Genomic DNA, 20,439 nt, shown 5'->3' on the forward strand with positions numbered 1-20,439 from the left:
GTGCCCGCCGCGGATGCCGCGCCCGCCGCGGGAGCGGAACCGCACGCCGGGACCCCGGCCGGCCCCGGCCAGGGCTCGCGCGCGCACGTGCGGGCGGGCGCGCAGGAGGAAACAGAGGCGGCCGAGCTGCCCCACAAGTTCCGGCGCGACCGGCGGCACAAGATGCTCGCCGGGGTGTGTGCCGGGCTGGGGCGGCAGTGCGACATGGATCCGGTGATCTTCCGGATCACCCTCACGGTGCTGTCCGCGACAGGCGGCATAGGCCTCCTCTTCTACGGCTTCGCATGGCTCTTCGTCCCGTACGACGACGAGGACGAGAACGAGGTGCGCAAGCTGCTGACCGGCCGCGTGGACGGCCAGGCGCTGACGGCCGTGCTGTTCGCCCTGGTCGGTTGCGGTGTGTTCCTGACCCTGCTGAACAACGGCGGGGTGCTGACCTTCGCCGTCGTCCTCTCCCTGCTCCTCGCGGGCACCGGGTACTGGTCGCGGCAGCGCGGCGCCCCCGACACGGATCCGCTGTCCGCCCAGGCCGTCGCCGACGCCCCACCGGAGGCCAAGGCACCGCCGGTGCCCGCCGCCTACCCGTCCTGGTGGCGCGACCCCATCGTCAAGGACGGCACGCACGTGGGCGGCACAGGCTATCTCTGGGGCCCCGAGGACTCCCGGGACCGGGACATCGCGGCGGCCGTCAACATCGGCCTGGGCACCTCCTGGCGCACCCGCGAGGACATACGCACCCCGTACAGGCCGGCGCCCAAACCGCGCGGCCCCCGCTGGATCGGCGGCTGGGTGCTCCTGTTCGCCCTGCTCGCGGGCGGCCTCGGCACCCGTCTGACGTGGGAGGACCACACCCTCGGCAGCAGTCTGCAGACGGGCCTGGCCTGCGCGATGATCGTCCTCGGCGTCGGCATGGCGATCAGCTCGTTCCTGGGGCGCACGGGGGCGGGGTCGGTGTTCCTGGCGATCGTCACGGCGGGCCTGCTCGCCGGCACGGCGGCACTGCCCGGCGACATCAGCACGCACTGGGAGCGCACCAATTGGAGGCCCGCCGCCGTGGCTCAGGTCCAGCAGCAGTACGACCTCGGCACCGGCGTCGGCACCCTGGACCTGAGCCGTCTGGACCTGGCGAAGGGGCAGACGGTCGCCACGCAGGCCGACGTGGGCATGGGGCGGCTGCTGATCGTCGTGCCCGCCGACGTGACCGTGAAGCTGAGCATCGATGTGGGGGTGGGCGACATCCAGTTGCCGGGCGACGACGAGCAGGACGTGGACGTGGCACCGGGCAAGCACAAGGAGGTGACCCTGACACCGGCGGCCGGCGTCAAAGCCGTCGGCACGCTGGATCTCGATCTCAGGGTCGGCATCGGACAGGCGGAGGTGAGCCGTGCTACGTCATGAGTTCCAGCCCGGAAAGCTGGTCGCCGGAGCCTTCCTGGTCCTCGCGGGCGTCATCTACGCCGGTGACGCGGGCGGCACCTGGGACACGCCGTGGTTCGTGGTCATCCCCATCGTCACGGGCGGCCTCTGTCTGGCGGGCGCGGTGGGAGGGCTGACCCGCGCCATACGCAGACGCCGCGCGGTGGGAGTTGCGAACCGTGCCGCACCGCAACCGGTGGAACCGCACTGAGCCCGCACGCACCTCCACCCCCACACCGGCGCCTGCGCCTGCGCCTGCGCCTGCGCCTGCGGAGCTACCGGTAGTCCCCCACTCGCCGTCGTCGCCGTGCCCGTAGGGCCGCGTCGAGGGAGAGGACGGGGGCGCCGGCGAGGACGAGCGGGATCCAGGCCATCAGGTAGGCGAGGTCGTTGCCGTAGTAGTACGGGTCGGAGGCCCAGCTGACGGTCAGCCACAGACTGAGCGAGATCAGCGCCCCGCCGAGCGCGGCGAGGCGGGTGAGCAGCCCGATCAGGGTGCCGATGCCGACGGCGAGTTCACCGAAGGCGATGGCGTAGCCGAAGCCGACGGGGTTCTTCAGGGACAGGTCGACCAGGGCCGGAATGGCCGAGGAGTCGCGCACGGTGCGCATCAGGTCGCCGACCGAACCGGAGCCGGAGTCCTTCATGAAGGCGCTGTCGGTGAGTTTGTCCAGGCCGGCGTAGATGAAGGTGACGCCGAGGAAGACGCGGAGCGGAAGGAGGGCGTAGCGGATGGCGGTGTCCCGCCAGTCCGGACCGCCATCGACGTAGGGGGAGTGTCTGTCCGTACGAATGCCATGAGTCATAGCTGCTAGCCGCCTCTCGCCCGCCGTGCCGTGACCCCTCAGGTGACGATACGTACGACAGGGAGGTCCCGCTCAATTCCGTCGTGACCGGTTGCGCCCCTGTCCCGACCAGTTTCTCCGACTTGACCGGCTTCGGCCATGCCCACGACACCGAACGGCCCAGGAAGAACACGGGCCATGGACGACATGGGCACGGGCGACACCGTTCATGAACGACGAACACGCACGGATTCAGCGCACGGGCGGACGGATCAGTCGGTCACGTCGATCGCGTACCGGTTCGTCTCGACGCCCGCCGCCGTCACCACCTGGACGTCCACTCGGCCGGGTTCCACGTCGGCCGGGACCGGCACGGTCAGTACGGCGTCCGTGGGGTTGCTGAAGCCACCGGTCACCGGGACCAGGGGCACGTGCACGTTGACCGGGCCGATGCGGACGACCATCCGGGACAGCCGGTCCGCGCCCTGTGCGCCCGGCGGCACGAACGCGGCGCCGCGGATCTCGATGTCGTCGCCCGTGCGGATCGGCCCGTCCAGGTCGCCGGCCTCGCGGGCGCGCACGACGGAGAGGATCACCGGGCGCCCGCCCTCCGCGTACTTCCCGGCGAGGTAGGTCGCGGCGGACACCAGGACCACCACCGCGAGACCCCACGGCAGGTCCGGCAGCTGGTCGGGGCGCCGGGCCAGCCGTACGGCGGCGAACAGGAGGGCGACCGTGTTGATGACGACGTACTGGATGTCGGCGAAGGCCCCCCGGCCCGCGTCGTCCGTCAGCAGGTCGGCGGCGCGCGGCCGGTCCGCCCGCACCTTCTGCAGCCGCTGCCCCAGCACCCGCAGCCCGACCACCCGCCGCACCAGGACGGCGATCGCGCACACCACGGCCAGGACGGTCACCACCCCGGCGGCACGGGCGAGCTCGAAACCGGAGATCAGCGCGTCGCGCTCGGGGTGTTCGGACGCGGCCGCCAGCCGGCCCACCAGCACGAGCACGGCGTACGCGACGAACAGCACCCAGCCGACCGCGACCGCCCGTGACGTGGAGAGGCGGTTGTCCTCGCCGATCAGTGGCGCCAGCGCGCCGCCGCGCGCCCGGTGGAACCACGAGGCCGCGGTCAGCGCGCCGGCCACCACCAGGGCGGCGAGCAGTCCGGCCGTGCGGGCCGACGTCCAGCCCGCGCCGATGGCCGTGAGCGCCTGCACGAGCAGGAGCAGCACGACCAGCGTCCACACCGCACCCGCCGTAAGACGCCAGAGCCGTGACAGCCAGGCTTCGCCCTCGGCCCGGCCTCGTTCGGCGACGAGGTCCGCGGACTGGGTCAGTTCCTCCGAGACCCACTGGCGGGAGGCGGAGGCCGAGTGGGCCACCGCCGCCGGAAGCCCCTGCCCGGCCGCGAACTCGTCCCGCTTCAGCAGGAATTGGGCGACCGCCCTACGGTGTCCCGCACGCGCCCCATGGGGACAGTCCCCGCACGTGCAGCCACCCCCGTGCCCGCCCGAGTCCGCGCTCTGTCTCGCCTCCTGCACCGCCACGCCCGATTCCCCGCCTTCCCCGCCATTTTGTGCCTCACTACACCCGTGCGATGACAGCGAATTGTGCCCTACGGAACACGGTCCGTGCCGGGCAGGTCCGGTCAGGGCGGGGGAAGGGCACTTCGCCGTGTTGACCCGGCTGCGAGAATTCCTCCATGGCCGAGATCATCCAGCGCGACGGGACCTGGGCCTTCGACGGGAGCACGGTCAGGATCACGCCGGGACTCCACCGCTCCGTGCCGCTGTTCCGGCAGACGTACGGCGAGATCGCCGTACCTCTGGAGGCCATCGCGGGCGTCGCCTTCGAGCCCGAACGCAGGCGCGGCCGGCTGCGCATGCGGCTGCGCGAGGGCGCGGACCCGCTCCTGCACGCGACCGGGGGCCGCCTGCCCGACCCGGCCGATCCGTACCGGCTGCTGGTGGAGGTGGACCGGGCGGGGGTCGCCGAGTACCTGGCGGAGGAGATCCGCCGGTCCCTGCTCCTGGACCAGATCCCCACCGAGCCGACCAAGGCCTACCTCCTGCCCGGCCCGCCGGTCCCGGTCTCGGTCCGCTCCTCCGACGGCATGGTCTCCTTCGACGGCACCCGGGTCCGCATCGACTGGGCCGATACCTCGGACCGGGTCAAACGGGCGACCGGCCCCCGCATCGTCGACCTCGGCGATCTCGTCCAGGTCGAGTGGCTGCCCAACTCCGGCTACGAGGACGGCTTCCTGCGCTTCGTGACCCGCGAGACCACGTTGTCCAAACTGCCGCCCGAGAAGGACCCCTACGCCCTGGACCTGTGGGGCAGCACCCGCCGCGACCTGCTCACGGCTCTCGTCGCCACCGCGGTCACGGCCCGGCTGCCGCATCCCTCCACCCGTGCCGCCGTGGAGAGCGGCGAGCGGACCGCCCGGCGCCCGCCGACGGCGACCGTCCCGCCCCAGGCCGACCATCACGACGTACTCCTGCGACAGCTGCGGGAGCTGGGCGAGCTGCACCGGGACGGGGTGCTCACGGACGAGGAGTTCGCGATGACGAAAGCCGCCGTCCTCCGAGGGTTCTGAACGTCGACCCCGAAGCATCGGCCCCGAAACATCGGCCCCGAAGCATCAACTCCGAAGCGTCGGCCCAGCAGCGTCGGCCCAGCAGCCTCAGCTCAGCAGATCCGGCTCGCTGCGGCTGATGTCCTGCCACATCGGCTGGTAGTTGATCCACGCCACCAGGTCGCCGCCCAATTGCTCCCGGGTGGCCACCGCCGCCTTGTGGTCGATCAGGACGGGCCGCCCGGCCGCCTTCGCGGTGAGCTGGACCTGGCAGGACCGCTCCAGGGACAGGAACCACCAGGCCGCCGCGTCCACCGAGTCGCCGACCGTCAGCAGTCCGTGGTTGCGCAGCACCAGCGCCTTGCGCGTGCCGAGGGCGGTGGCGATGCGGCGGCCCTCGTCGGCGTCGACGGCGACGCCGGTGTAGGCGTCGTACAGGGCGTGATCCTCGTAGAAGGCGCAGCTCTCCTGGGTGATCGGGTCCAGGAAGTCGCCGAGGGCCGACAGCGCGCGGCCGTGCACCGAGTGGCAGTGGGCGACCGCGACGACGTCGGGGCGGGCCGCGTGCACCTGGACGTGCACGGTGAAGGCGGCCTGGTTGACGTGGTAGCGGCCCTCGATGACCTGGCCGTCGGAGTTGGCGAGGACCAGGTCGCTCACGGTGACGTGCTTGAACGGCATCCCGAACGGGTTGACCCAGAAGCAGTCGCTGTACTCCGGGTCGCGGGCGGTGATGTGTCCGGAGACCCCGTCCTCGAAGCCCAGCCGCCCGAAGACGCGCAGTGCGCCCGCGAGCCGCTCCTTGCGGTGCCGGCGTTCGTCGTCGACCGATTCGTGCATCGGTGGCATGGCGAATTGGAGCCGGTCGGTGGGGAGCGGCTGGGGTGGAGTGGGCCCGGCTTCGGGCGTCCCGTGCATGTGTCGTCCTCCAGCACTGGGTGGGCTTTACGGGGCGGAAGTTACCGTCGGTCAGCGCGGGAGAACAGCGCTGGTGGGTAAAGATGGCGCACCCGGCCGATACCCGACAGAAGATGTCGGGTATCGCCGGAAGACTGGCTGATATGAACTGGGCAGCTTTCTCCGCCGCGGAACCCGACCTGGCCAGGACCGTCGAAGAACGGTTCGGCGCCTACACCCACCACATCCTCGCGACCCTCCGCAAGGACGGATCGCCGCGCACCACCGGCCTGGAGGTGCGTTTCCTGAACGGCGAGCTGTGGCTGGGCATGATGCCGGGCTCGCTCAAGGCGCTCGACCTGCGCCGCGACCCACGGTTCGCGCTCCAGGCGAACCCCGGGGACGGCACCGGCATGGGCGGCGGCGACGTGCGGATCAGCGGCCGGGCGATCGAGGTCGACGACCCGGAGACCAGGGCCGGATACGTCGAAGAGGTGGAACCGCCGCAGCCGTTCCACCTCTTCCGCACCGAGCTGACGGAGGTCGTCCGGACCTACGTCGAGGACGACACCTACCTGGTCGTCGAGGTCTGGAAGCCCGGAGCGCCGGTGCGCACGCTCAAGAGGACCTGACCTTCCAAAGGGGCCAAGGGGGGAATCACTCCCACTCGATGGTGCCCGGCGGCTTGCTCGTCACATCGAGCACTACCCGGTTGACGTCCGCGACCTCGTTCGTGATCCGCGTCGAGATCTTCGCGAGGACGTCGTACGGCAGTCGCGACCAGTCGGCGGTCATGGCGTCCTCGGACGAGACGGGGCGCAGGACGATCGGATGGCCGTAGGTGCGGCCGTCGCCCTGGACGCCGACGCTGCGGACGTCCGCGAGCAGGACGACCGGGCACTGCCAGATGTCCCGGTCCAGGCCGGCCGCGGTGAGCTCCTCGCGGGCGATGGCGTCGGCGTCACGGAGCAGGTCGAGCCGCTCCTTCGTCACCTCGCCGACGATACGGATGCCCAGGCCGGGCCCGGGGAACGGCTGGCGCTGGACGATCTCGTCCGGCAGGCCGAGCTCCTGGCCGACCATCCGGACCTCGTCCTTGAACAGCTGGCGCAGCGGCTCGATCAGCCGGAACTCGAGGTCCTCCGGCAGCCCGCCCACGTTGTGGTGGGACTTGATGTTGGCGGTGCCGGTACCGCCACCGGACTCGACCACGTCGGGGTACAGCGTGCCCTGGACGAGGAACTCGACCGCGGGACCCTCGTCCGCGATGATCTCCGCCTGCGCCTGCTCGAAGACCCGGATGAACTCCCGGCCGATGATCTTCCGCTTCTCCTCGGGGTCGGAGACCCCCTTGAGCGCGGTGAGGAACCGCTCCTCGGCGTCCACGACCTTCAGCTGCACGCCGGTGGCCGCGACGAAGTCCTTCTCGACCTGCTCGGTCTCGCCCTTGCGCATCAGGCCGTGGTCGACGTAGACGCAGGTCAGCTGGGAGCCGATGGCCTTCTGGACGAGGGCGGCGGCGACGGCGGAGTCCACGCCGCCGGACAGGCCGCAGATGGCCCGCTTGTCACCGACCTGCTCGCGGATCGCGGCGACCTGCTCCTCGATCACGTTGCCCGTGGTCCAGGACGGGTTGATTCCGGCCCCGCGGTAGAGGAAGTGCTCCAGCACCTGCTGGCCGTGCGTGGTGTGCATGACCTCCGGGTGGTACTGGACGCCGTACAGCTTCTTCTCGTCGTTCTCGAAGGCGGCGACCGGGACGACGTCCGTGGAGGCCGTGACGGAGAAGCCCTCGGGGGCGGCGGAGCAGGCGTCGCCGTGCGACATCCACACCGACTGCTCGTCCGGGGTGCCCTCGAAGAGGGTGGAGGACGACCTGGAGACGTGCAGTTCCGTACGGCCGTACTCGCGGGCGCCGGTGTTGTCGACCGTGCCGCCGAGGGTCTGCGCCATCAACTGGAAGCCGTAGCACATGCCGAAGACGGGGACGCCGGCCTCGAAGATCTCGCGGTCGAGACGGGGGGCCTCGTCGGCGTACACCGAGGAGGGGCCGCCGGAGAGGACGATCGCCGCCGGGTTCTTGGCGAGCATCTCGGCGACCGGCATGGTGCTCGGCACGATCTCGCTGTAGACCCGTGCCTCGCGGACGCGACGGGCGATGAGCTGGGCGTACTGCGCGCCGAAGTCGACGACCAGGACGGTGTCGGGGGCGGGGGTCGCTGATGACACGGGGGCCTTCCGGCGGTGGGGCGGGGTCTCTGTGTAACCCGATTCTACCGAGGTGGGCGGGGGCGGGATCCCGGGCGTCCGAGATGTGCGGACCGACGCCGAAAAGTTCCGTGGCATACTGACCGCATGCTCACGCACCCGACCTTCCTCTTTACCTATGGCACCCGGCCCGCCGGCTGCCATGGTCGTGCTGCTTGAGCAACTGACAAGCGACTTCCCAGGCGCCCCGGGCCGACAAGGCCCGGGGCGCCTGTCGTTTTCCGGGTCCTCCTCGCTCCGTGACGTCCCGCCGCACCCCTTGCCCTTCCAACCCCTGAGGAGCCCCGACATGACCGCCATCGACGTGACCGGCGCCCGTACCTCCGAGGCCGCCGACGTGATCTCCGGCGCGCGTGAGCGCATCGACGCGCTGGACGACCGGATCATCGGTCTGATCCAGGAACGGATGGCCGTGTCCGCCGTCATCCAGGAGGCGCGGATCACCTCCGGCGGCCGGCGCGTGAACCTCTCCCGCGAGATGGACGTCCTGAACCACTACAGCCAGGCGCTGGGCAAGCCCGGTACGTCCCTCGCGATGACGCTCCTCGAACTGTGCCGGGGTCGCATCTGAGTTCGGGGGCGCTCTCACCCGTACGGCGCGTGACCGCAAGACGAAGCGCTTCGTTGGTCGGGATGTCCGTGCCAGCCAGGGGCGGGCCCGAAAGAACCACGCGTGGCTCGCTGGAGCGATGAGACGTACGAATCGTGCTGTGCGTCGTGGGACCTCGCTCCGGACAAGTGACCGGACGGCAGGGGACAGCAGCCCGGTCACCCAAGAGAACGGTCGGCTCCGGGGACGCCCGGGGCCGGCCGACGGGACGTCCAAGTCAAAATGTCCGGGTCAGAATGTCCAAGTCTGAGTCAAACGGTTGCGGTGGCGGCATCGATCGAGCACGATGCCTGAAAAGCCCCCGAGTCCCCCCGTAGACAACTGCATGACATGCACCGCCGCACTGCCAAAGGTCTAGACCGATAGTCCCCGCGCCCCGAATGCGCCGGGGCGCCGACCGAGGCACACAAGGCAAGCGGCGCAACCCCCCGGCGCCGCTCCCCAGGCACCGACGCTGCCCTGACGTCGGTGCTGACGCAAGAAAAGAAGGGCCCCGCGGCCTCGGCCTGCGGGGCCCTTCTCATGCCCTGCGTTCCTGCACTGCGCGCCTTGCCCGGCTTCCTTGTACCGCTGTCCCGCACTGCCGGCGCCTGGCGTCAGGCCCCGCGCGTCAGGTTCGTGACACCGTCCCGCACGTTCCGTCCTCGCCGATGTCACGGCTGCGGTCGTACGGATCGACCGTCGGGCCGCTCGCCGGTTCGTCCGCGGGGGTGGTCGACGGGAACTCCGGGCGCAGATAGCCGTCGTTGATCTCGCAGGACGTGTTGCCGACGTCCCGGTCGAGGTTCAGGACGTTCAGGCGGTCGGGGGTGGACACATAGCGGGCGGGGTCGAGGAGTTCGACGTCGAGGACGCGGCGGACGACGGTGCGGGTGACCTCGGTCGAACCGTCGGTGCGGACGACCGGATAGACGAAGGTGTAGTCGGCGTGCACGGCCACCCCGTCCTGGTCGCCCTTCTCGAAGGTCATCCGGCCGCGCGTCTTGATCACGTCACCGACGAGCCGTACGTCTGCCGGGTCGAAGCGGCTGAACAGGTCCAGCGGGTCGTGTTCCTCGTCGGGCGCGCGCAGCGACCGGTTCAGGCCGTCGACGAACTCCGGCTGCTTCGGGTCGAGCACCGCGAACGCGGCCTCGGGGCGTTCGCCGCGTACGGTCTTCGGGTCCAGGTTCGCTCCGACCAGCAGCTTCTTGGTCAGTCGCAGCGCCAGGTCGACCCGGTCCTTCGACAGTCCGCCGACGGCCTTCGCCTCCGGCAGGACGATGCCCGCCGCCCCGTCGGCCCACTGCCGAGCCGGGGAACCGGCGAACGGCTCGTCCAGGGTGGGGGTTTCGGCGTCCGCGGCGGCGGGCGGCGCGGTCGGGGCCGCGGTCTCCTCGGCCAGGGGTGAGGCCGCGGCGGCGTCCGGCGTCCCGGTGCCGAAGGGGTCACCGGGCAGCAGCGAGGGTTTGATCGCCACGACGGCCACGGCGACGGCGAGGGGTATGCCGATGATCGCCCACCCCCGGCGGCGCCGGGCGGCGCGTCCGTTCATCTCCTGCCAGGCCGGACCCGTGCGCCAGCCCGCGGGAAGCTCGCCCCGCGCCTCCTGCTGCCGCAGCCGCTCGGTCACCATACGGGCGCGGGCGGAGGGCTCCTTCGGGGCCGCGGCAGCCACCTCGCGCTCGCTGTCCTGGACGAACTTCTCCCACACCTCGTCGGGGATGGAGGAAGAGTCGCCCCCCTCCCCCGAACCGGATCTCGGCTCTTCGGACGATCTGTCGACCACGGCGCCGGGCGCCTTTCTGCGAGTGGGCTTTCACGGGCTGCTGAGCGTACGTCAGCCCCCACCCGCCCCGAATAGTGATCCAGATCACATAAAAATCCTGTGAAGACGAGGGCAACCATTCGCGGGCTTCGCGGATCAAACCATGCGACTCAAGGGCCACACCCGCGTCACAAACGCGGAGGCCTCTCAAGCGTGCTGCCGCCCGCGGCACACCGGATTCTCGAGGTCTTCATGAAGCTTCGCCGTGCCATGGCCGCAGCGGCCGCGACGGCCGTCATAGCCCCGCTCGCCCTGCTCTCCGCGCCCGCCGCGTTCGCCACGGACGGGACCCCGGACACGTCGACGAGCAGCCCGGCGGCCGAGGAGACCACTCCCTCCGCCGACGCGAGCACCCCGGCCTCGGACACCAGCACGCCCGCCGCCGACAACAGCACCCCGGCAGCGGACCAGAGCACACCGGCCGGCGACTCCAGCACGCCCGCCGCGGACACCAGCACGCCCGCCGCCGACAACAGCACCCCGGCAGGCGACGCGAGTTCCCCGGCCGCCTCCACCTCCCCGAGCGCCAGCGCGAGCGCGCCCGAGGACGAGGACCCGGAGCTCTGCGTCGACGAGGACGGCAACAGCACCGCCGAGCTCAGCGACGACGTGACCAGTGGCCTGTCCGGGCTCCCCGAGACGATCGTCGCCGGCAGCGGCTGGACCGGGTTCGCGTTCAACGTCTCCAACCACGGGGACGACGAGATCAAGGACATCAAGCCGCTCATCGGCGTCGCCGCGATCGGCTGGGAAGACGCGGCGGACTACTCCGGCCAGATCAAGGTCCAGGTCTTCAACACGGCCACCCACTCCTGGGACACGATCGCGGACGCCGCGGGCGAGGGTGGCACGTTCCCCTCGTTCTCGCTCGGCGCCGGCCAGTCGATCTCGTACAAGCTGCGGCTCAGTGTCAGCGGCAAGGTGCCGGACTCCCTCGGCCTGACCGGCGGCCTCGCCGAGTACGCCGACGACGAGGGCTGCTGGGTCGCCGACGACCCGAACGGCTGGGTCTACTTCTTCGACATCCTCGCCGCCGGCTCCGACGCCGGTGACCCGAACGACGCCAAGCCGCAGGGCGGCAAGACGGACCTCACGGACGTGAACGAGGTCTCCGCCACCGGCACCCTGGCCGAGACGGGTTCGAGCTCGGCTCTGCCGGTGATCGGCCTCGTCGGTGGCGTCGCGGTCGTCGCCGGTGCCGGTGCGGTGTTCGTGGTGCGGCGCCGGAAGTCCGGTGCTCAGGCTTAAGGCCCGACCAGGGCTGAACAAGGCCCGGTAAGGCTCGCAAGAACAGAGAAGGACCTGCGCTCGGAGGGGGGTGCAGGTCCTTCTCTTTGCGTACGGCCTCTTTGTGTACGGCCTCTTCGTGTACGGCGGTCCGCTCGGGGTTACTTCTTCGGCGGCACCGCCGGTATCCCCAGGAACGGCAGCCTCAGCGCGCCGAAGGCGTCCGCCGGGACCGCCGGGGACTTCGGCTCGACCGGCTTGAGGCGTTCGTACGCCCTGCCCTGGGCCGGACGCGGGTCCGCCTCGCCCTTGTTGGGCCAGTACGACATGGCGCGCTCGGCCTGGGCGGTGATGGTGAGGGAGGGGTTCACTCCCAGGTTCGCGGAGACCGCGGCGCCGTCGACGACCGAGATGCCGGGGTGACCGTAGAGGCGGTGGTAGGGGTCGATGACGCCGGTGTCGCGGGAGGAGCCGATCGGGCAGCCGCCGAGGAAGTGGGCGGTGAGCGGGGTGCCCATCAGTTCGCCGACGTTGGAGCCGGCGAAGCCGTTGATCTCGGCCGCGATGGCCGCCGCGCCCTCCGAGGCCGCCTTGATCTGCTTGGGGTTCGGGGACCCGTGGCCCTGGCGGGCCGTCAGCAGGCCTTTGCCCACGCCGTCTGGTTTCAGGTACGTCGTCAGGGAGTTGTCCAGCGACTGCATCACCAGACCGATGATGGTCTTCTCCGACCAGCGCCGGTTGGAGAGGGAGCGCAGGACCAGGCCGGGGTGGCGGGCCGCGTTGCGCAGCCAGGCCAGGACGCGGGAGGAGCCTTCGGCGTACGGGACCTGGAGGATCGACAGGCTGCCCATCGAGTTGGAGCCCTTGCCGTAGCGGACCGGCTCGATGTGGGTGTTGGCGTCCGGGTGGATGGACGAGGTGATGGCCACTCCGCGGGTGAAGTCGACCTTCTGCTCGCCGGTGATCTTGCGGTAGCGGCGGTCGCTGGTCTGCGCGCCGACCAGCGCCTCGGAGTTGGTGCGGGTCAGCTCGCCCAGTTTGTCGGACACGTACGGCAGTTGGCCGCCGGTCCTCATCCGGTGCAGGAGGGTCTGGGTGCCGTAGGTGCCGGCCGCGAGGACCACCCGGCGGGCCTTGAAGGTCCGGCCCCCGCCCTTCTTCCGGTCGGTCGGCAGCGTGGCCACCGCGTAGCCGCCCTGCGAGTCGTCCGTGACCGAGACGACCGTCGTCAGCGGGTGCACGACCGCGCCCGCCTTCTCGGCGAGGTACAGGTAGTTCTCGTTGAGGGTGTTCTTCGCCCCGTGCCGGCAGCCCGTCATGCACTCGCCGCACTCGTTGCAGGCCTTGCGAGCGGGGCCGGCACCCCCGAAGTAGGGATCGTCCACCTGTTCACCGGGTTTGGCCTTCGAGGCGCCGTCGGCGTCCTCGCCGTCCCCGAAGAAGACGCCGACCGGCGCCATGTGGAAGCTGTCGCCGACGCCCATCCGCTCGGCGGCCGCCTTGAGGTGCACGTCGGACGGGGTCATCGTCGGGTTGAGGCGTACACCGAGCATGCGCCGCGCCTGGTCGTAGTACGGCGCCAGCTCCTCCTGCCAGTCGGTGATGTCACGCCACTGCGCGTCCTCGAAGAACGGCTTCGGCGGTACGTAGAGGGTGTTGGCGTAGTTGAGGGAACCGCCGCCGACACCCGCGCCGGCCAGGACCATGACGTTGCCCAGCAGGTGGATGCGCTGGAGGCCGTACATGCCGAGTTTCGGGGCCCAGAGGTAGTTCTTCAGGTCCCAGGAGTTCCTGGGGAGGGTCTCCCGTGTGAAGCGGCGGCCGGCCTCCAGGACGCCTACGTTGTAGCCCTTTTCCGTGAGGCGGAGGGCGGTGACGGAACCGCCGAAGCCGGAGCCGACGACGATGACGTCGTAGTCGTAGTCGTATGCGTCCTGGGGCACGTGCCGGCTCCTCTTCGAGTGTGCAGTGCGGGTGATTCGTGGCTGGTCGCGCGGTTCCCCGCGCCCCTGGGTCGGCTACCTGAAACGGAATGCCTTCATCAGGCGGAGACTGCGGCTCATGAAGGCCGCGTACTTCTCGTCGTCCATCCCCAGCGAGGGGGCCATCGGCAGCAGGCGCTGCTGGGCGACCGTCTGGGCCTCGGTGTACTTGAGGATGCCCTCGGAGCCGTGGCGGCGGCCGAGGCCGGATTGCTTCATGCCGCCCATCGGGGACTGGACGCTGCCGTAGGCGGGGGCGTAGCCCTCGTTGATGTTCACCGTGCCGGTGCGCAGCCGGGCGGCGACCTCGCGGCCGCGTCGGCCGTCCTTCGTCCAGACGGAGGAATTGAGGCCGTACGGCGTGGCGTTGGCCTGCTCGACCGCCTCGTCCTCGGACGCGAAGCGGTAGATCGAGACGACCGGGCCGAAGGTCTCCTCGCCGCACACCGACATCGGTGCCTCGACGTCGTCGAGGATGGTCGGCTCGAAGAAGTACGGGCCGACGTCCGGGCGGGCCACCCCGCCGGCGACGACCTTCGCGCCCTTGGCGACGGCCTCCTCGACGTGCCGGGTGACGGTCTCCAGTTGCCGCTCGCCGACCAGGGAGCCCATGTCGGCGCCGTACGCGAGGGAGGTGCCCAGGCGCATCGCCTTCGTGCGGGCGGCGAAGCGCTCGAGGAAGGTGTCGGCGACGGACTCGTGGACGTACAACCGCTCGATGGAGATGCAGAGTTGGCCGGCCGAGGAGAAGCAGGCGCGGACGGCACCCGCGGCCGCCTTCTCGATGTCGGCGTCCTCCAGGACCAGCATCGCGTTCTTCCCGCCGAGTTCGAGGGAGACGCCGACCAGGCGGGCGGCGGCGCCCTGGGCGACCTCGCGGCCGGTGCGGGTGGAGCCGGTGAAGGAGACGTAGTCGGCGTGCTTGACGACCTCGGGGCCTATGACCGGGCCCTCGCCGAGGACGACCTGGAAGACGTCGGCGGGCAGACCGGCCTCGACGAGGAGGTCGCGGGCCCAGAGCGCGGTGAGGCAGGTCTCCGTGTCCGGCTTCATCACGACCGCGTTGCCCGCGACGAAGGCGGGGAGCGCGTCGCCGACGGAGAGTTCGAGGGGGTAGTTCCAGGGGGCGATCTGGCCGACGACACCGCGCGGGTGGCGCAGTTCGGTGACCTTGGTGAGGGCCGGGACGGCGCCGGCGTGCCGCTTCGGCTTCAGATACGCGGTGGCCCTGCGTCCGTAGTGCCGGGCCGCGACGGCCACGGCCTGCACCTCTTCATGGGCGTGCAGGCGGGCCTTGCCGGTCTCCAGCTGGATCAGGTCGAGGACTTCGGCCTGGCGTTCGAGGATCAGGTCGTGGAAACGCAGGAGCACGGCGGCGCGCTGCCGTACCGGCGTCTGCGCCCAGACCGACTGTGCCCTGCGGGCCGCGTCGAAGGCCTCCTGTACGTCCTCGGGCGTCGACTCGGGCAGGTCCGCCAGCTTCTCGCCGGTGAACGGCGTGTGGTTCGCGGTCCGACCGGATCCGGCCACGCCCTTGGTGAGCTGGGCGACCAGCTCCGGGGTGACCACGTCGGCCGCGGTACGGGCGCCCTCGGGGGCGGGGGCGATGGGGTTCGTGCCGGTCTTGGCCGGGGCCTGCGCGTCCGTCATGAGCCGCAGGGTATGACGCCGGGAAGGCTTTGTGTACCCGTCGGTAACGCGGATTCACCGAGCGCCCACACGATGCCAGCGGTCGCTGGCAGGGAATGCGCTGATCAGGGCGTTGTCCGGTGGCATCGCCGGGAGTTCAGCCGCTTCCGTCATTTCCGATCGCGAGCCGGCCACGGGCCGCCTTGAACACCGACGTGCCCTTCTTCTCGTCCGGCGTTCCCTTGGGCATGTCCACGCGCAGCTCGTACATGCGGCCGTCGGGAGTGCGGACCATCAACTGCATGACCCGGGTGGGGCGCCCGTCCAGGTCGTACGTGGTGTCCGCGAGCGCCGCCTCGTAACCGTGGAAGCTGGTGCGGGTCTTCTGCGTGCTCGCGTCCCCGTCACGGCTGCCCCAGGTGTCCTGTGCCGCCTGCGCCTGGGCCATCGGGGAGCGGGGGGCCCGGTCCCACTGGGTGAGGCGCAGCCGGATGGTGTCGTCGAGGTCGTAGACGACGAAGCGGCTCGGGTCCTCGGCGCTGCCTTCGCGGGCGGTTTCCCTGTAGGCGGCGGGAAGGGCGAGGGTGGCGTTCATGGCCGGCTCGGGGTGGCTTGTCCAGGAGGCCGCAGGGGCGGGGGTGGGAGTTGGCGTGGGAGTGGGAGTTGCGGTGGGGGTGTGGGTGGGGGTCAGTTCCGCGGCGGAGCCGCTTTCGGTCTCGGTGAGGTAGGTCGACGTGCCCAGCCATACGCCGCCGACGAGGAGGGTGGCGAGGAGGGCCGTGAGGAGGGGGAGGCGGGGGCGGCCGGGGCGGCGCTTCGGCTTCGGCCTGGAGGTGGCGACGGTGTCCGGTTCGGGCGCGGGAACGGTTTCCGGTGCGGCAGCGGTTTCCGGCGTGGGAACGGCTGCCGGTTCGGGAACGGCTGCCGGTTCGGGAACGGCTGCCGGTTCGGGAACGGTTTCCGGTTCGGGTCCGGGAGCGGGCTCCGGCGGCCGTACGGCCTCTGCCAGCCGCACCGTCCCTACGTCCTCCGCCAACTCCCTGAGTCCCGCCGGATCCTGCTTCTCCGCGTCGGCCGCCTCTCCGGTCGGGCCCGGGTCCGGCCATCCCTGCGCCACCGCATCCAGCGCCACGGCGACCTCCGCCGCTTCCGGACGCCGCTCGGGGTCCTTCTCCAGCAGCCGCACGATGAGCGGCCCGAGCGGACCGGCCTGTTTGGGCTCCGGCGTGTCGGCGGCGAGGATCGCGGCGAGGGTGGACTCCAGTGTCGTACGGCGGAAGGGTGACCAGCCCTCCACGGCGGCGTACAGCAGCACGCCCAGCGACCACAGGTCGGAGGCGGGGCCGGCGGGGCCGTCCCGGCCGGACATCCGCTCGGGTGCGATGAACTCCAGCGAGCCGACGAACTCGCCGCTGAGGGTGAGGGACTCCTCGCCCTGTACGTGGGCGATGCCGAAGTCGGTGAGGACGACGCGGCGGTGCGGGCCGAGCAGGACGTTGGCCGGCTTGACGTCGCGGTGCACGATGCCGACGGAGTGCGCGGCGCGCAGGGCGCCGAGGACGGCGAGGCCGATGCGGGCGCATTCGGCGGCTTCGACGGGCCCTCGCTGAAGCACTTCGTGGAGCGACTCGCCGCGGACCAACTCCATGACGATCCACGGGAGTCCGTCCTCCTCCTCCGCGACGACGTCGTGGATGGTGACGGCGGAGGGATGGTCGACGCGGGCGGCGGCCCGAGCCTCACGGTAGAGCCGGTGGGCGGCCCGCTGATGGCTCTCGTCCCCGGGGTCCCCCGGCAACCGCGGCTGCTTGACGGCGACCTCGCGTCCGACCACCTCGTCGACGGCCCGCCACACGGTCCCCATCCCACCGGACCCGATCCGTTCGACCAGTCGGTAACGCCCCCCGACTATCCGCTCCTTGCCGTCTCCGGAGCCACCGTCGTTGCTCATGTCCCATGAGTACCTTGCGGGGTGGCCGCTTGTCGACGCGGCTCAGTGGCGGGCGGACGCGGCGGGTGTCCCGGCGGCGCCACCTCGGCTCACAGTTTGTCGACGTCGAGGTTCGCGATCGCCGTCTTCGCCACCTCGCGCCCGCGCTCCGTGAAGTCCCCCTCGCCCGGGTAGCCGATGGAGAGCTTGTACATGTCGCCGGCGGAGGTCTTGTAGTAGAAGATCCGCAGCTCCCGCAGGCGGGGGTTCTGGGTGTCGTCGGTGGTGTAGACGATGGTGTTCTCGGCGGCCTTCTTGCCCTGGTACGTCGCGTTGTCGGGCTTGGTCTTCAGCTTCTCGGCGGGCATGTTGAGCTCGTAGGCCCCGCTCTGCTTGAACACGCCGTCGTCGTCGTACATCTCGGCGGCCGCGGAGCCCGCGATCTCACTGCCCGTGTCCTCGGCCTTCTTGTCCAGCGACAGGCGGATCCAGATGGCCCCGCTCGCATCGGTGTACGTCACCCAGTGACTTTTGTCGGACTCACGGTCGGGCAGGGACTTCTTGTAGGTGTCGGGCACCGCCAGCGTCGCCGCGACGTCCTGCGAGGGCACCGTCTTCCAGCCGTCCGGCAGCGGCCCCGCGAAGGGGTCCGCGAGCACGAGATACGCCGCCACCGCCGCCGCGACGACCGCGGCACCGAGGCCGATCAGGGTCTTGCGGCCGAGCCGGATGCCGCCGGGGGCGCCCCCGTTCGCGGAAGCGCCGCTGATCTGGACGACCTGCGTCGGGGCCGGGGCCGGCGGGTTGGCGGTGCGCTCCAGCAGATCGCGGACCTGGGCGGCGTTCGGGCGACGGGCCGGGTCCTTCTGCAGCAGGCCGTTGATGGCCTCGGCGAGCGGGCCCTGCGCCGAGGCGGGCGGCGCGGGGGCCGCGTTGAGGACGGACTGGAGGGTCGCCGGGGTGTTGCTGCGGCGGAACGGGGAGACACCCTCCGTCGCCGCGTACAGGACCACGCCGAGGGACCACAGGTCGCTGGCCGGGCCGGGACGCTGGCCCAGCACCCGCTCCGGCGCGATGTATTCGGGCGAGCCGACGAACCCGCCGGTGTCGGTCAGGTTGGTCTCGCCCTCGATCTGGGCGATGCCGAAGTCGGTGAGGACGACCCGGTCGTGCCGGCCGAGCATGACGTTGTCCGGCTTGACGTCGCGGTGCAGGATGCCCGCCGCGTGCGCGGCCTCCAGCGCGCCCAGCACCTCGAGGCCGATTTTCGCCGCGTCCCGGGCTCCGAGGGTGCCCTCCTGCAACGCGTCGCCCAGCGAACGGCCCCGCACCAGCTCCATCACGATCCACGGCTGGCCGTCCACGACCGCCACGTCGTGCACGTTCACCACGGCGGGGTGGTCGAGCCGGGCCGCCGCGCGCGCTTCCCTGCGCATCCGTTCGAAGGCGTTGGCACGTTCGCGGTCGGGAAGGTGATCCGGTACGCGGGGCTCCTTGACGGCGACCTCGCGGTCCACCGTCTCGTCCTTGGCCCGCCACACCGTACCCATGCCACCGTGCCCGAGCTTGGCGAGCAGCCGGTAGCGACCGGCGATCAGCCGACCGGTGCCGGGGTCCTGGGCAGGCTGCGGCTCCGGCTGGGGCGCGGTCTGCGGCGGGGCGGCCTGCGGCGGCACGACCTGAGTGGGCGCCGCGTACGGGTTGTCGGGGTGCGGCACCGCCGGATGGGGCACCGCCGCGTGCGGGTTCGGCGGTTGCAGACCGAAACTCGTTGGCTCTTCGGCTCCGTAAGGGGCTCCCCCGTTGCTGCTCATGGGTTCATCAATATCGCGCCAAGCGCTTCCGCTTCCACCTCTGGCGCTTTCCGGTCACAGACCCGTGACTCAACTTGCCGCTTATCTTCCCTTTATCCGGAGTTCGTGGGAGCGGGGGCGGGGGCGGAGACAGCGGAAGAGGCGGACGGGCTGAACGGGCTGGACGAGGGAGACGGGCGCAAGGACGCCGACGACCTCGGTGCGGTCGGCGTATTGGGTGCGGTCGGCGTACTCGGTGCGGTCGGCGTCCCCCGTACGGTCGACGTTCCCTGCGCACTCGACGTACCGCCAGAGTGCGGCGCCGAACTGGTGGGCACCGGCACCACACCCCCGCCGCCCTCCCGGTCCATCAGCAAGGCCGCCGCCGACACCCCCGCCCCCGCCATCGCGGTGACCAGCAGCGCGGCGACCAGCACGCTGCGCGGGGAGTACGCGTGGCGCTCCCCCGTGCCGAATCGTTTCGACGTGCTGCCCGTCTCCAGGAAGTCGCGCAGCATCCGCTCCGCCTCCCCCGCGTCGAGCCGCTGCCCGGGATCGCGTTCGAGCAGGCCCTGTACGACGGGCAGGATCGGCGCGGCCTGCGCGGGTGGCCGTATCTCCGCGGAGACGACCGCGTGCAGGATGCCGCCCAACGAGTCGCGCCGGAACGGCGACTCGCCGCTCAGCGCGGTGCACAACAGCGCGCCCAGCGACCAGAGGTCGGACGCGGGCCCGGTCACCGCCCCGGACATCCGCTCGGGCGCGGTGTACTCGGGTGAGCCGACGAAGGCCCCGCTCTCGGTGAGCGTGGAGGCGCCGACGACCTGTGCGACGCCGAAGTCGGTGAGAACGACACGGCCGGGACCGACACGACCGGGACCGACGCGGTCGAAGCCGTCGTGGCCGGTGCCGGTGCCGGTGCGGGTGCCGGTGCGGTTGCGGGTGTTGTGAGTGTCGTGGGCGCCCTTGGTGTGACCGGTGCCGTCGATGCGGTCAGCGCCGTTGGTGCCGTTGGTGCCGTCGATGCCGCTCACGCCGTTCCCGCCGGCGCCGTTCTCCTCCAGCAGGACATTCGCCGGCTTGATGTCCCGGTGCAGGACCCCCGCCGCGTGCGCCGCCCGCAACGCGCCCAACAGGGCGATGCCGATCCGGGCGGCCTCGACGGCGTCGACCGGGCCGCTCTCCGCGATGCGGTCGGCCAGCGAGCCGCCGTGGATCAACTCCATGACGATGTAAGGGCGTTCATCGTCCTCGACCACGTCGTGGACGACGATGATGTGCGGGTGACTCAACTGGGCGACCGCACGCGCCTCGCGCAGGGTGCGTTCGCGCTGTCGACGGGCCTCGTCCGCGGAGAGCGTGTCGTCCAGGGGAAGTTCCTTGACCGCCACCTGCCGGCCGAGCAGTTGGTCGGTCGCCCGCCAGACGACCCCCATGCCGCCGCGCCCGAGCCGCTCCTCGAGCCGGTAACGACCCGCGATCACACGGACGTTGCCCCCCTCGGTCCCCATGCGCCT

At 71.2% G+C, this 20,439-nt stretch carries 16 protein-coding genes; 6 read left to right on the forward strand and 10 right to left on the reverse strand.

Annotated elements, in window-relative coordinates; all coding sequences use genetic code 11:
- Together ACWBNA_RS13700 and ACWBNA_RS13705 are read left to right on the forward strand one after the other, a co-directional pair.
- Nucleotides 1-1,398, forward strand: a complete 1,398-nt coding sequence (locus ACWBNA_RS13700; RefSeq protein WP_482704617.1) for a PspC domain-containing protein — start codon at nt 1-3, stop codon at nt 1,396-1,398.
- On the forward strand, nt 1,385-1,627 hold the full coding sequence (locus ACWBNA_RS13705; RefSeq protein WP_482704618.1) for a hypothetical protein: 243 nt from the start codon (nt 1,385-1,387) through the stop codon (nt 1,625-1,627). The genes ACWBNA_RS13700 and ACWBNA_RS13705 overlap by 14 nt, the downstream gene beginning before the upstream one ends.
- 64 nt (nt 1,628-1,691) lie before the next feature.
- Here ACWBNA_RS13705 and ACWBNA_RS13710 read toward each other — a convergent pair whose 3' ends face one another.
- Both ACWBNA_RS13710 and ACWBNA_RS13715 read right to left on the reverse strand, forming a co-directional pair.
- Nucleotides 1,692-2,222, reverse strand: a complete 531-nt coding sequence (locus ACWBNA_RS13710; RefSeq protein WP_482704619.1) for a DoxX family protein — start codon at nt 2,220-2,222, stop codon at nt 1,692-1,694.
- 251 nt (nt 2,223-2,473) lie between these two features.
- Nucleotides 2,474-3,751 carry a hypothetical protein gene (locus ACWBNA_RS13715; RefSeq protein WP_482704620.1) on the reverse strand — a complete coding sequence of 426 codons (1,278 nt, stop codon included), beginning with the start codon at nt 3,749-3,751 and terminating at the stop codon, nt 2,474-2,476.
- A 155-nt stretch (nt 3,752-3,906) separates the two neighbouring features.
- On the opposite strand from ACWBNA_RS13715, the gene ACWBNA_RS13720 reads away from it, so the two are divergent.
- Nucleotides 3,907-4,800 carry a DUF4429 domain-containing protein gene (locus ACWBNA_RS13720; RefSeq protein ID WP_482704621.1) on the forward strand — a complete coding sequence of 298 codons (894 nt, stop codon included), beginning with the start codon at nt 3,907-3,909 and terminating at the stop codon, nt 4,798-4,800.
- An 87-nt stretch (nt 4,801-4,887) separates the two neighbouring features.
- On the opposite strand, the gene ACWBNA_RS13725 is transcribed toward ACWBNA_RS13720, so the two are convergent.
- Complete coding sequence (locus ACWBNA_RS13725) at nt 4,888-5,697, reverse strand: class II aldolase/adducin family protein (RefSeq protein WP_482704622.1); 810 nt, start codon at nt 5,695-5,697, stop codon at nt 4,888-4,890.
- A gap of 143 nt (nt 5,698-5,840) precedes the next feature.
- Here ACWBNA_RS13725 and ACWBNA_RS13730 point away from each other — a divergent pair, with 143 nt between their 5' ends.
- Nucleotides 5,841-6,308 carry a pyridoxamine 5'-phosphate oxidase family protein gene (locus tag ACWBNA_RS13730; RefSeq protein WP_482704623.1) on the forward strand — a complete coding sequence of 156 codons (468 nt, stop codon included), beginning with the start codon at nt 5,841-5,843 and terminating at the stop codon, nt 6,306-6,308.
- Nucleotides 6,309-6,333: 25 nt separating this feature from the next.
- On the opposite strand, the gene guaA is transcribed toward ACWBNA_RS13730, so the two are convergent.
- Nucleotides 6,334-7,905, reverse strand: coding sequence for a glutamine-hydrolyzing GMP synthase (guaA, locus tag ACWBNA_RS13735; protein ID WP_482704624.1), 1,572 nt, complete (start codon nt 7,903-7,905; stop codon nt 6,334-6,336).
- A gap of 328 nt (nt 7,906-8,233) precedes the next feature.
- Here guaA and ACWBNA_RS13740 point away from each other — a divergent pair, with 328 nt between their 5' ends.
- On the forward strand, nt 8,234-8,515 hold the full coding sequence (locus ACWBNA_RS13740; protein ID WP_482704625.1) for a chorismate mutase: 282 nt from the start codon (nt 8,234-8,236) through the stop codon (nt 8,513-8,515).
- A 649-nt stretch (nt 8,516-9,164) separates the two neighbouring features.
- Here ACWBNA_RS13740 and ACWBNA_RS13745 read toward each other — a convergent pair.
- The gene (locus ACWBNA_RS13745) at nt 9,165-10,322 is read right to left on the reverse strand and encodes a hypothetical protein (RefSeq protein ID WP_482704626.1); all 1,158 of its coding nucleotides are present in this window, start codon (nt 10,320-10,322) and stop codon (nt 9,165-9,167) included.
- Nucleotides 10,323-10,553: 231 nt separating this feature from the next.
- Between ACWBNA_RS13745 and ACWBNA_RS13750 the strand changes: the two genes are divergently transcribed.
- A complete protein-coding gene (locus tag ACWBNA_RS13750; RefSeq protein ID WP_482704627.1) occupies nt 10,554-11,609 on the forward strand; it encodes an LAETG motif-containing sortase-dependent surface protein in 1,056 nt (351 codons plus the stop codon).
- Nucleotides 11,610-11,749: 140 nt separating this feature from the next.
- Here ACWBNA_RS13750 and ACWBNA_RS13755 read toward each other — a convergent pair whose 3' ends face one another.
- From ACWBNA_RS13755 to ACWBNA_RS13775, 5 genes are all read right to left on the reverse strand, one after another.
- Nucleotides 11,750-13,531, reverse strand: coding sequence for a GMC oxidoreductase (locus tag ACWBNA_RS13755; protein WP_482704628.1), 1,782 nt, complete (start codon nt 13,529-13,531; stop codon nt 11,750-11,752).
- A gap of 75 nt (nt 13,532-13,606) precedes the next feature.
- The gene (locus tag ACWBNA_RS13760; RefSeq protein WP_482704629.1) at nt 13,607-15,220 is read right to left on the reverse strand and encodes a succinic semialdehyde dehydrogenase; all 1,614 of its coding nucleotides are present in this window, start codon (nt 15,218-15,220) and stop codon (nt 13,607-13,609) included.
- Between the two features lie 136 nt (nt 15,221-15,356).
- Nucleotides 15,357-17,150: a protein kinase domain-containing protein gene (locus ACWBNA_RS13765; protein WP_482704630.1), complete on the reverse strand. Its 1,794-nt coding sequence runs from the start codon at nt 17,148-17,150 to the stop codon at nt 15,357-15,359.
- Nucleotides 17,151-17,239: 89 nt separating this feature from the next.
- Complete coding sequence (locus tag ACWBNA_RS13770) at nt 17,240-18,943, reverse strand: serine/threonine-protein kinase (RefSeq protein WP_482704631.1); 1,704 nt, start codon at nt 18,941-18,943, stop codon at nt 17,240-17,242.
- Nucleotides 18,944-19,035: 92 nt separating this feature from the next.
- A complete protein-coding gene (locus ACWBNA_RS13775; protein ID WP_482704632.1) occupies nt 19,036-20,433 on the reverse strand; it encodes a serine/threonine-protein kinase in 1,398 nt (465 codons plus the stop codon).
- Nucleotides 20,434-20,439 lie beyond the last annotated feature (6 nt).

The organism is Streptomyces sp. Q2 (assembly GCF_056820935.1).